Below are 11390 nucleotides of genomic sequence, written 5' to 3' on the forward strand. Positions count from 1 at the left end.
CACGTCGTGACCACCCCCGACAACTGGCGTAAGTCCTCCTATTCCGGCGCCGGTGACGGCAATTCCTGCGTGGAAATAGCGAACGACCTCGCCCGAGTGGCCGTACGGGACTCCAAGGACACGGCGTACGCCACCCTCACCTTCCCGGCCGGAACCTTCGCCACCTTCCTCGACGCCCTGAAACCCGCTCACTCCACCGTCACCGACTTCGCCAGGTTCCGCGGCTGATCCACCTCGTTGCCCCGGGCCGTCGCCAGCTCGCACGCGAAGACCTGCAACGGCACCGTCGCCACCAGCGGTTGGAGCAGCGTCGGGGTCGCCGGGATGCGGACGAGATGGTCGGCGTAGGGGACGACCGCCTCGTCACCCTCCTCGGCGATGACGATGGTGCGGGCGCCGCGGGCCCGGATCTCCTGGATGTTGGACACGATCTTGTCGTGGAGCACGGAACGCCCACGCGGGGACGGCACGACCACGACGACCGGCAGGTCCTCCTCGATCAGCGCGATCGGCCCGTGCTTCAGCTCGCCCGCCGCGAAGCCCTCGGCGTGCATGTACGCCAGCTCCTTGAGCTTGAGGGCGCCTTCGAGGGCGACCGGGTGGCCGACGTGCCGGCCCAGGAACAGCACCGTGTTCTTGTGGGCGAGGGAGCGCGCCAGTTCCCGTACGGGCTTCATCGTCTCCAGGACCTGTTCGACCGCGCCGGAGATCCGTGCGAGGTCGCGGACGACGTCGCGGATCTCGTCCCCGTACTTCGTGCCGCGCACCTGCCCGAGGTACAGGGCGACCAGGTAGCAGGCCACCAGCTGGGTGAGAAAGGCCTTGGTGGAGGCGACGGCGACCTCGGGGCCGGCGTGCGTGTAGAGCACCGCGTCGGACTCGCGCGGGATGGTGGAGCCGTTGGTGTTGCAGATGGCGAGCACCTTGGCGCCCTGCTCGCGGGCGTGGCGCAGGGCCATGAGGGTGTCCATGGTCTCGCCCGACTGGGAGATCGCGACGACCAGGGTCTGCTGGTCGAGGATCGGATCGCGGTAGCGGAACTCACTGGCCAGCTCCACCTCGCAGGGGACCCGCGTCCAGTGCTCGATGGCGTACTTGGCGATCAGCCCCGCGTGGAAGGCCGTACCGCACGCGACGACGACGACCTTGTCGACCTCGCGCAGCACCCCCGGAGGGATGCGCACCTCGTCCAGGCTCAGCGTGCCGGAGCCGTCGATGCGGCCCAGCAGGGTGTCGGCGACCGCCTTCGGCTGCTCGGCGATCTCCTTGAGCATGAAGTAGTCGTAACCGCCCTTCTCGGCTGCCGAGGCGTCCCAGTCGACGTGGTAGGAGCGGACGTCGGCCGGGGCGCCGTCGAAGCCCGTGACCGTCACACCGTCCCGGCGCAGCTCGACGACCTGGTCCTGGCCCAGCTCGATGGCGTCCCGGGTGTACGCGATGAAGGCCGCGACGTCCGAGGCGAGGAAGGACTCGCCCTCCCCCACGCCCACCACGAGCGGCGAGTTGCGGCGCGCGCCCACGACCACGTCCGGCGCGTCCGCGTGTACCGCGACCAGCGTGAAGGCGCCCTCAAGGCGCCGGCACACCAGCCGCATCGCCTCGGCGAGGTCGGCGCAGCCGGAGAACTCCTCGGCGAGCAGATGGGCGACGACCTCGGTGTCGGTCTCGGAGGCCAGTTCGTGGCCGCGCTCCGCCAACTCGGCCCGCAGCGGCGCGAAGTTCTCGATGATGCCGTTGTGGACCACGGCCACCCGGCCCGCGTTGTCGAGGTGCGGGTGGGCGTTGGCGTCGGTCGGGCCGCCGTGTGTGGCCCAGCGGGTGTGGCCGATGCCGGTGACGGCGGTCGGCAGTGGCCGTTCGGACAGTTCCTTGTCCAGGTTGACGAGCTTTCCGGCGCGCTTGGCGGTGGCGAGGCCGCCGTCCGCGAGCACGGCGACGCCCGCCGAGTCGTATCCCCGGTATTCGAGCCGCTTCAGCCCGGCCATCACGACATCGAGCGCCGACTGAGATCCCACGTATCCCACGATTCCGCACATGACGGGCAGCCTACGATCAGTTCCGGTCACGAACCGGCCTTCCCGTGCCCGAAATCGGAAATTCCCACCGGGGTACGAACGCCCCGGTGGGAACTTAAGCGGATCAACGGATCGGCGGACGAGCGAATCGGCGGATCGCCGACGCCGGGCTCAGCCGAGCTTGGCGAGCTGGGCGTCGCTGATCTCCGCGGGGAACGGGAAGTCCTTGCCGGTGCCGGCGGAGGCGAGGTTCAGCACGGTGAAGGAGGCGACGGTGGAGCCCTTGCGGGTGACGACCACCTTGACCGGGAACTCGTCGCCCTCGTCGCCGACCATCGTCATCGTCATCGCGACGGCCTCGTCGGCACCGCCGGGCGCCTTGTCCTCGGCCACCTTGGCGATCTTCGCCGTTTCACCGACCGCGGTGAAGGTGAAGCCCCCGGCGCACTTGCCGGCGGCCTCCTTCACGTCCTTCAGGACGGCCTCGGCGCCGCCGTCGTCGTAGCTGGCCAGCGTCACCAGGGCCTTGTCCAGGTCGAACGCGGCACCGATGGCCTCCTCGGTGGTCTCGTCGCCGGACGGCTTCTTCGGCCCCTCCGTCCAGGTGCGCTTCGCGGTCGCGGCCGGCTCGCCCAGCGGGACGCCGGTCTCGGCGAAGGCGAGCGGCTCGCACGCCGCGTCGCCGCCCTTCACCTTGTCCTTCGTCACGTCGTCCGTCGCGGACGTCTTGGTGACCTTGCCGTTGTCGACGTCCGCCTGCGCCAGGGCGGCCTTCTCCAGCTCGGCGGCGGTGAGCGCCTTGGCGGCCGCGGGGTCCGCCGAGGCGGTCGTGCCACCCTCCGCCTTGTCGCCGCCGGACTTCTTGCCGTCGTCGTCGGAGGAGCCGCCGCAAGCGGTGACGAGGAGGGCCAGGGCGGCGGCGGAGGCCGCGAGGGCGGTACGGCGGACGGCGGTCAGTCTCACGTTGGACTCTCTCTTCCAGACGGCGGACGTTCCGCACGTATGTGCGAGGAACTGTATGCACAGCCGACTGACAGATGATCAGTGATGCGCCACCCGGTATCCGACCGTGACGCCGACGTGATCTTCCGCCATTAGGGCCTGTCCGGCGGCGGGCGGGAGTGACACACCCCACCTGCCGCCCCGTTCGAACTCCGTTAACAATGGACTGTGATCTCTCCGGTCTCCTCGATGCCCCGGAGCGCCCACCGGCAGCGGCCGGAGGCGACTCCCTACGTCGACCTCACCCGCCCCGAGTGGAGCGCGCTGCGCGACAAGACGCCGCTGCCCCTCACCGCCGAGGAGGTCGAAAAGCTGCGCGGCCTCGGCGACGTCATCGACCTCGACGAGGTGCGGGACATCTACCTGCCGCTGTCCCGGCTCCTCAACCTCTACGTCGGCGCCACCGACGGCCTGCGCGGCGCGCTGAACACCTTCCTCGGTGAACAGGGCTCGCAGTCCGGCACCCCCTTCGTCATAGGGGTCGCCGGCTCGGTCGCGGTCGGCAAGTCCACCGTCGCCCGCCTGCTCCAGGCGCTGCTGTCGCGCTGGCCCGAGCACCCGCGCGTCGAACTGGTCACGACCGACGGCTTCCTGCTGCCCACGAAGGAGCTGGAGGCCCGCGGCCTGATGTCCCGCAAGGGCTTCCCCGAGTCGTACGACCGCCGGGCCCTCACCCGCTTCGTCGCCGACATCAAGGCGGGCAAGGCCGAGGTGACCGCCCCGGTCTACTCACACCTCATCTACGACATCGTCCCGGACCAGAAGCTCGTCGTCCGCCGCCCCGACATCCTGATCGTCGAGGGCCTCAACGTGCTCCAGCCCGCACTGCCCGGCAAGGACGGCCGCACCAGGGTCGGTCTCGCCGACTACTTCGACTTCAGCGTGTACGTCGACGCGCGCACCGAGGACATCGAGCACTGGTACCTCAGCCGCTTCCGCAAGCTGCGCGAGACCGCCTTCCAGAACCCGTCCTCGTACTTCCGCAAGTACACCCAGGTGTCGGAGGAGGAGGCCCTCGACTACGCCCGCACCACCTGGCGCACTATCAACAAGCCCAACCTGGTGGAGAACGTGGCCCCCACCCGCGGCCGGGCCACCCTCATCCTGCGCAAGGGACCCGACCACAAGGTGCAGCGGCTGAGCCTGCGCAAACTGTGACGGCGCCCGTCCCAGCCGGTAGAAATACCGGATGCTGCATCTGCGCCTGATCACCCCGGCGGACCGTACCGACGAGGTGGTCCATCTGATCGACCGGACGGTCGGCACCACCCACCTGGTCGTCATTCCGGGCTGCGCCCGCGATCCCGAGGGCGACGTCGTCATGTGCGACGTGGCGCGCGAGGCCGGCGACGAACTCATCAGCCGGCTCCGGTCGTTGGGCATCGACAGCTGCGGCGCCATCACCGTCGAGAACATCGACCTGTCGTTGTCCGAGCGCGCCGACAAGGCGGAGCGGGACGCGCCGGGCGAGCCCGCCGACGCGGTGCTGTGGGAGCAGCTGGAGGAGGCGACACACGAGGAGTCGACCCTCTCCATCACCTACGTCGCCTTCATCACCCTCGCCACGATGATCGCGGCCTGCGGTGTGGTGCTCGACAACGCGATCCTGATCGTGGGCGCGATGGCCGTCGGACCGGAGTTCGGTCCGCTGGCCGGCATCTGCACCGCGATCGTGCAGCGCGCACCTCGGTTGGCGCTGCGCTCGGCGATCGCCCTGCTGGTGGGGTTCGCGGCGGCGATGGCGGTGACGGTGGCGTTCAGCTGGATGATGGACGCCTTCGACCTTTTCAGCGAGAGCAAGCTCGACGCCGAACGGCCCAACACCGGCTTCGTCTACGCCCCGGACTGGTTCTCGTTCGTGGTGGCCCTCCTCGCCGGAGTGGCGGGCACGCTCTCGCTGACCTCCGCCAAGTCCGGCGCCCTGGTCGGCGTCGCCATCTCCGTCACCACGGTCCCGGCCGCCGCGAACGCGGCCGTCGCCCTCAGCTTCGGCGACACCGACCAGACGGTCGGCTCCACCGAGCAACTCCTGCTGAACCTGGGAGGCATCATCCTGGCCGGCACCCTGACGCTGCTGGCCCAGAAGGCCCTGTGGGCGACCCAACGACGCCGGATGACCAAGCCCACCTAGGGGCGCGGGGCTCTGTCGATGTGCGGCTCCGCCGCGTGGGCGCGACCAGCCACAACGAAACCCGCAGCCCGCAACGACACAGAACCCCCACCCCGAACCCGGCCCCGGAAACTACCCCAGCGCCGACTTAACAGAATCCGCCAGCCGCCCGGCCACAGCCCGCGCCTGCTCGATATCCGCCGCCTCCACCATCACCCGCACAAGCGGCTCCGTCCCGGAGGGACGCAACAGCACCCGCCCGGTACTCCCCAGCTCCCGCTCGGCCTCGGAAACCGCCGTCGCCAGCTCGGCAGAGCTCGTCACCCGGGACCTGTCCACGTCCGGCACATTGATCAGCACCTGCGGCAGCCGCTCCATGACGGACGCGAGGTCCCGGAGCGTACGGCCGGTCTGCGCGACCCGCGCCGCCAGCATCAGGCCGGTCAGCGTGCCGTCGCCGGTGGTGGCGTGGTCGAGGATGATGACGTGGCCGGACTGCTCGCCGCCGAGGGCGTAGCCGTGCTCCTTCATCTCCTCCAGGACGTACCGGTCGCCGACCCCGGTCTGCGCGAACCGGATGCCCTCGCGCTCCATGGCGAGCTTGAAGCCCAGGTTGGACATGACGGTCGCCACGACGGTGTCGGAACGCAGCGCGTCGCGTTCCCGCATCGCCAGCGCGAGCACGGCGAGGATCTGGTCGCCGTCCACCTCCGCGCCGGTGTGGTCCACGGCCAGGCAGCGGTCGGCGTCGCCGTCGTGGGCGATGCCCAGGTCGGCGCCGTGCTCGACGACGGCGGCCTTGAGCAGGTCGAGGTGGGTGGAGCCGCAGCCGTCGTTGATGTTGAGGCCGTCCGGCACCGCACCGATGGTGACCAGCTCGGCGCCGGCCCGCGCGAACGCCTCGGGCGAGACGCGGTGGGCCGCGCCGTGCGCCTCGTCGAGGACGATCTTCAGTCCGTCGAGGCGGTTCGGGAGGACGCCGACGAGGTGGGCGACGTACTGGTCGAGCCCCTCGTCGTAGTCGCGGACGCGGCCGACCCCGGCTCCGGTCGGGCGGTCCCAGGGGGCGCCGGTGCGGTGCTCGGCGTAGACGGACTCGATGCGGTCCTCCAGCTCGTCGGCGAGCTTCTGGCCGCCGCGGGCGAAGAACTTGATGCCGTTGTCGGGCATGGCGTTGTGGCTCGCGGAGAGCATCACGCCGAGGTCGGCGCCGAGCGCGCCGGTCAGGTGGGCCACCGCGGGCGTCGGCAGCACGCCGACCCGCAGCACGTCCACACCGGCGCTGGCCAGGCCCGCGACCACGGCGGCCTCCAGGAACTCCCCGGAGGCGCGCGGGTCCCGTCCGACCACCGCGGTCGCCCGGTGCCCGGCGAAGGTGCCCGCCTCCGCCAGTACGTGCGCCGCGGCGACGGAGAGACCGAGCGCCAGCTCGGCCGTCAGATCCGCGTTGGCGACACCGCGCACGCCGTCCGTGCCGAAGAGTCGTCCCACTTGTCCTCCTGAGGAAACGTCAATTCCGGAAGCGGCCGGCCGGTGCGGCCCACGCCATCCGATCACACAAGCATTTGAGCCTCTGAGCTTCTCAACGCTTGAACGTCTTGTGCCGTTATACGCCCAACGACGGGGATAAACGAACGCCCCGGCAGCACAGTGGCGTGCCGCCGGGGCGTTCGGAGTACAGCCGGTGCGACTCAGCGCTTGCTGTACTGCGGAGCCTTGCGGGCCTTCTTCAGACCGGCCTTCTTGCGCTCGACCGCACGGTCGTCGCGCTTGAGGTAACCGGCCTTCTTGAGCGCGCCGCGGTTGTTGTCCACGTCGGCCTCGTTCAGGGCGCGGGCGACACCGAGACGGAGCGCACCGGCCTGACCGGAGACGCCGCCGCCGGAGATTCGGGCGATGACGTCGTAGCGGTTGTCCAGTTCGAGCACCTTGAAGGGCTCGTTGACTTCCTGCTGGTGCACCTTGTTCGGGAAGTAGTCCTCGAGCGTGCGCCCGTTGACCTTCCACTTGCCGGTGCCCGGGACGATCCGGACACGGGCGATGGCGTTCTTGCGACGGCCCAGGCCGGCGGCCGGCTGCGGCTCGCCGAACGCGGAGGCCATCGACTCCGAGGTGTACTCGCCCTCGACGGGCACCTCGGACTCGGTGGTGTAGCTGTCGATGTCGAGCTCTTCGAGCGGCTGCTCGGGAGTGGTCTCGGGAGTGGTCTCGGCCACGATGCTCCTCAGATTCTCTTCAGTCTTAAAGGGTGGCCGGAACTACTGCGCGACCTGGGTGATCTCGAACGGCTGCGGCTGCTGCGCGCCGTGCGGGTGCTGGTCACCCTTGTAGACCTTCAGCTTCGAGAGCATCTGACGGCCCAGGGAGTTCTTGGGGAGCATGCCCTTGATGGCCTTCTCGACGGCCTTCTCGGGGTTCTTGTCCAGCAGCTCGTCGTAGCGCACCGAGCGCAGACCGCCCGGGTAGCCGGAGTGGCGGTACGCCATCTTCTGGGTCCGCTTGTTGCCGGAGAGGTGCACCTTGTCGGCGTTGATGATGATGACGAAGTCACCGGTGTCGACGTGGGGCGCGTAGATCGGCTTGTGCTTGCCGCGCAGGATGGAGGCCGCAGTGGTGGCCAGACGACCCAGGACGACGTCCTGAGCGTCGATGACGTGCCACTGGCGCGTCACATCGCCGGGCTTGGGGCTGTACGTACGCACGGTTCGTAGCCTTCGCTTCTTCAGTGAGTGGTCCTGACATGGTCACCGAAGACGATCACGACAGCCCTGACCGCACCGCGGTGACGCATACCGCGTGCAGGTCGCTGGTCATCGGTCCCGGTGGACCGGTGTAAGGGCCCCTCACGTGAGAATGAGCAAGCCAATACACATACGACTGTGCAGAGTACCCGGGGTCCCATAGCCCGGTCAAAACGGAGTCGCCGGGGCCGGCGCGGGCTCCGGCTCCGGCCTCGCGCGCGCGTGATCGTCGGCGGCCACCGCGCCGGGCCGGGACCGTCGCGCGATCGTCACCGCCAGCACACACAGCGTGACCGCGTCCTTGAAGGCCCGCCGCCGCTCCGACTCCAGCCAGGGCCAGGTCAGCCCCGGCACCTGGGGCACCAGGGCGACCCAGAACCAGGCCCCGCGGGCCACCGACCCGGCGTACGGCAGCCCGGCGAGCAGCAGTGGCAGGGCGACCAGGAGGTAGTGGTCGTAGGAGGGCCGGGAGACGAGGAACGCCGAGAGCATCAGGCCCGCGCCGGTCTCCGCGAGCCGCAGCGGCCCGGGGTCGGCGCGCCGCCAGCGGACGTACGCGCACAGCACCCCGGCACCGGCCGCCACCACCGCGAGCCCCTGGGCGAGCGCCCCCGGCACCCCCAGCCGGGGCAGTACGGCCGCCGGGGACGCCTCGTAGAGCCGTACGAACCCGTCGTCGCCGTGCAGCAGGAACGGCAGGGTGCGGGTGAAGAAGCCCGCCGGGTCGGGCATCAGCAGCGCCGCCGCCCCGCAGGCCAGCGCGGGCACCAGGACGGCCGCCACCAGCGCCCGCCACCGCCCGGCGAACAGGAAGAGCAGGAGGACGGGCGCGAGCAGCGGCTTGAGCGCCACGGCGGCACCGATGACCACGCCCGCCGCCGTCCACCGCCCCCGCCCCGCCAGCAGCAGGGCCAGCGGCAGGGCCACCGCCGCCGTCACGGTCCAGTTGCCGAGGCGCACCAGGTGCCCGAAGGGCGCGAAGCCCACCGCGAGCCCGGTCAGCCCGAGGACCGCCAGCCGGCTGCCGAGCGGCACGCGGTGCAGCCGCAGCGCACAGGCCCAGCCCAGCGCCAGCAGGGCCGTCACCACGCACGGCACCAGCACCCGCAGCACCTCCGGGGGCAGCAGTGCCTGCGGGGCGGCGGCGAGCACCGCGCTCGGGAAGTAGAGGAAGTGCGGATCGTCGTACGGGGAGCCGCCGGCCAGCCAGGTGCGGGCGGCCCGCACGACGATCGCGTTGTCCATCCCGCCGTCCGAGGTCACCCGCCCCGCGTGCACGGCGGACGCCGTCAGCACCACCACCAGGACCGCCCACGCAGGCCCGCCCGCCGGTCGCACCAACCACCCGGAGATGTCGCTTTTGCCCGTCCGCATGACCGGAACGCTAGGCGCTGCGCGGCCTTCGGAGGCGCACCAGCACGCCACTTCGCCCGTCTAAGATGCGGCCCATGAGCTTTGGGCAGGGGGGACCTCAGTCGCAGTGGGATCCCTGGACACCGCAATCGCAACAGCAGCCGCAGCAGCAGCAGCCCTGGAACGGTGGCGACGGGGGCGCCGCCCCGGACTGGGCCGCCCTGGCCGAGGCCTCCGAGGCCCGCGCCAAGCGGCGCCGGCTGCTCTTCATCGGTGGCGGCGCGCTGGCCACCGTGGCGATAGCCAGTGCCGTCGCCGTGGCCGTGGTCTCGGCGAACGGCTCCGGCCAGGCGTCCGACGGCCCCTCCTCGCAGCTCCCCGCGACGGCGGACATACCCAGCTCGACGGCGACCGAGCCGTCCTTCGCCCCGACCAGCGCCCCGCCGCCGCTGGACCCGAAGGACTTCGTCTCCAGCGCCAAGAAGGACAAGGCCCCGCTCAGCCCCGACCTGCTCTTCCCCGGCACCCAGCTGACCATGGGTGACACGGTCTACAAGAAGGGCCCGACGGCCGACACCCGCACCTGCGGCTCCGCCGCCCAGGGCACCCTGCCCAAGGTCCTCGACGCCAATGACTGCACCCGGCTGCTCCGCGTCACCTACACCAAGGGCGACACCGCCGTGACGGTCGGCGTGGCCGTCTTCGACACCGAGGCGCAGGCCGCCAAGGCCAAGAAGCAGGCCGACAAGAAGAGCATTGTGCGCTCCCTGTCCGGCGGCGGCGTGAAGTCCTTCTGCACCGGCGCCGTCTGCCGCTCCACCACCAACTCCTACGGCCGCTACGCCTACTTCACCGTGGCCGGCTTCACGGGCGGCAAGAACGTCACGGAGAAGTCCACGGAGGTGTTCCGGGCCGGCGACGACCTGGCCGAGTTCGCCTTCCGGCAGATCCGCAGGCGCGGCGAGGCCCAGGCTTCGGCGGCGGCGGAGGGCTGACGCCCGCCCGCTGGCGGGGCCCTCGCCGTCGGGGCCCTCGCTGTCGGGGCCCTCGCCGCCGGGGCCCTCGCCGTCAGAGCCGCTTGGCGCTGCGCAGCGTCTTGGCGTAGTAGCCGTTTCCGTCCAGGCGGGAGACGCCGCCCATGTCGCCGATGGTCGGTCCGTTGACCTCCTCCCGGCTGGAGACGAAGATCAGGTGGCCCTCGGTGTCGTAGCCGAGCACCATGCCCACGTGGTCCAGCCGCTCCTTGGTGCGCGTGTCGAGCTTGAAGAAGACGAGGTCGCCGGGCTGGAGCTGGTCGATGGCGGACGGCCGGTCGTCCGGCGACACCCCGGCCAGCGGGAGCACGTCGACGCCCTCCTTGGAGCGGGCCATGCCGTTGGCGGTGCGCGGCAGGCCGTCGCCGGAGGTGTCGGAGGACATCAGCGGGTAGCGGGCGCGGTAGCCGAGCACCATGCGGATGAAGCCGGAGCAGTCCAGCGCCTTGGCGCGCATGGCCTCCGGCGTGCCGATCGAGCCGTCGCGGAACGGGTACTGGACGCCGAGGTAGTCGTAGAAGTCGGACTGCTCCAGGCGCAGGTCGCCGCCGTCGGCGCCGGTGGTGTTCAGCGGGCCGAAGTCCGCGTCACCGGCGTAGACGATGCCCTGCTCGTCCTTCTTCTGCGGGGCGCCCGCCACGTACTGGAAGGCGAAGGCGAACAGGTCGTCCTCCTTGCTGTCCTTGTACTCGGCGTACCACTCCTTGAACCACTTCTTCTTCTCGGCGCCCTTCTCCCAGGCCTCGGGCATGAGCCGGACCCAGTCCGTGGTGGAGACCTTGGAGGAGGTCGAGGCGGGCTCCTCGAAGGTGCGCGCCGGTCCGGTCAGGGTGGCGGTGCGCGCCCCGTCGGTGAGCACGGCCCTGATCCGGCCGTCCGCGTCGCGCAGCACGGAGCGCGCCGGGTTCTCCAGCCGGGACCAGCTCTCCTCGCCCTCGCCCTTCGAGGTGGCACCACCTTCGGAGCCGCGGGACCCGTCCAGGACGCCGACGTTCCTGACCTCCGTGACTCCCGTCTCCTCCTGCTTGCGCAGCTCCAGGGTGAGGTAGCCGGAGGTGCCGACGAGTGCCAGCACCACGAGACCCGAGACGACCGGACGTGACTTCTTCTTGGCTTTCGCTGCCATGGTTTGCTC

General features: G+C 70.7%; 11 protein-coding genes. 4 read left to right on the plus strand and 7 right to left on the minus strand.

What is annotated here, in order from left to right; all coding sequences use genetic code 11:
* The first annotated feature begins 6 nt into the window (after positions 1 to 6).
* Positions 7 to 228 carry a DUF397 domain-containing protein gene (locus tag ACFCZF_RS00615; protein ID WP_376669802.1) on the plus strand — a complete coding sequence of 74 codons (222 nt, stop codon included), beginning with the start codon at positions 7 to 9 and terminating at the stop codon, positions 226 to 228.
* Here the strand turns inward: ACFCZF_RS00615 and glmS are convergent.
* Positions 189 to 2036, minus strand: coding sequence for a glutamine--fructose-6-phosphate transaminase (isomerizing) (glmS, locus tag ACFCZF_RS00620; protein ID WP_375907057.1), 1848 nt, complete (start codon positions 2034 to 2036; stop codon positions 189 to 191). The genes ACFCZF_RS00615 and glmS overlap by 40 nt on opposite strands.
* A gap of 150 nt (positions 2037 to 2186) precedes the next feature.
* Positions 2187 to 2978, minus strand: a complete 792-nt coding sequence (locus ACFCZF_RS00625; RefSeq protein ID WP_376669803.1) for a hypothetical protein — start codon at positions 2976 to 2978, stop codon at positions 2187 to 2189.
* Positions 2979 to 3206: 228 nt separating this feature from the next.
* On the opposite strand from ACFCZF_RS00625, the gene coaA reads away from it, so the two are divergent.
* Both coaA and ACFCZF_RS00635 read left to right on the plus strand, forming a co-directional pair.
* Positions 3207 to 4175 carry a type I pantothenate kinase gene (gene coaA / locus ACFCZF_RS00630; protein WP_219184275.1) on the plus strand — a complete coding sequence of 323 codons (969 nt, stop codon included), beginning with the start codon at positions 3207 to 3209 and terminating at the stop codon, positions 4173 to 4175.
* Positions 4176 to 4206: 31 nt separating this feature from the next.
* Positions 4207 to 5148: a DUF389 domain-containing protein gene (locus tag ACFCZF_RS00635; RefSeq protein WP_376669804.1), complete on the plus strand. Its 942-nt coding sequence runs from the start codon at positions 4207 to 4209 to the stop codon at positions 5146 to 5148.
* Positions 5149 to 5259: 111 nt separating this feature from the next.
* Here the strand turns inward: ACFCZF_RS00635 and glmM are convergent, their stop codons facing one another.
* The 4 genes from glmM to ACFCZF_RS00655 all read right to left on the minus strand — a co-directional run bounded on the left by glmM (position 5260) and on the right by ACFCZF_RS00655 (position 9242).
* Positions 5260 to 6618 carry a phosphoglucosamine mutase gene (gene glmM / locus ACFCZF_RS00640; protein WP_376669805.1) on the minus strand — a complete coding sequence of 453 codons (1359 nt, stop codon included), beginning with the start codon at positions 6616 to 6618 and terminating at the stop codon, positions 5260 to 5262.
* 200 nt (positions 6619 to 6818) lie between these two features.
* Complete coding sequence (rpsI, locus tag ACFCZF_RS00645) at positions 6819 to 7343, minus strand: 30S ribosomal protein S9 (protein WP_153178381.1); 525 nt, start codon at positions 7341 to 7343, stop codon at positions 6819 to 6821.
* A 42-nt stretch (positions 7344 to 7385) separates the two neighbouring features.
* Positions 7386 to 7829, minus strand: coding sequence for a 50S ribosomal protein L13 (rplM, locus tag ACFCZF_RS00650; RefSeq protein ID WP_003974239.1), 444 nt, complete (start codon positions 7827 to 7829; stop codon positions 7386 to 7388).
* Positions 7830 to 8036: 207 nt separating this feature from the next.
* Entirely contained in the window at positions 8037 to 9242 is a 1206-nt protein-coding gene (locus ACFCZF_RS00655) for a glycosyltransferase family 87 protein (protein ID WP_376669806.1), read from the minus strand.
* A gap of 74 nt (positions 9243 to 9316) precedes the next feature.
* On the opposite strand from ACFCZF_RS00655, the gene ACFCZF_RS00660 reads away from it, so the two are divergent.
* Positions 9317 to 10216, plus strand: coding sequence for a hypothetical protein (locus tag ACFCZF_RS00660; RefSeq protein ID WP_376669807.1), 900 nt, complete (start codon positions 9317 to 9319; stop codon positions 10214 to 10216).
* A 73-nt stretch (positions 10217 to 10289) separates the two neighbouring features.
* On the opposite strand, the gene ACFCZF_RS00665 is transcribed toward ACFCZF_RS00660, so the two are convergent.
* Positions 10290 to 11381 (minus strand): C40 family peptidase, encoded by a 1092-nt coding sequence (locus ACFCZF_RS00665; protein ID WP_376669808.1) that lies wholly within the window; start codon positions 11379 to 11381, stop codon positions 10290 to 10292.
* Positions 11382 to 11390 lie beyond the last annotated feature (9 nt).

It is taken from the genome of Streptomyces sp. NPDC056296, assembly GCF_042268605.1.
Taxonomy (GTDB): Bacteria; Actinomycetota; Actinomycetes; order Streptomycetales; family Streptomycetaceae; genus Streptomyces.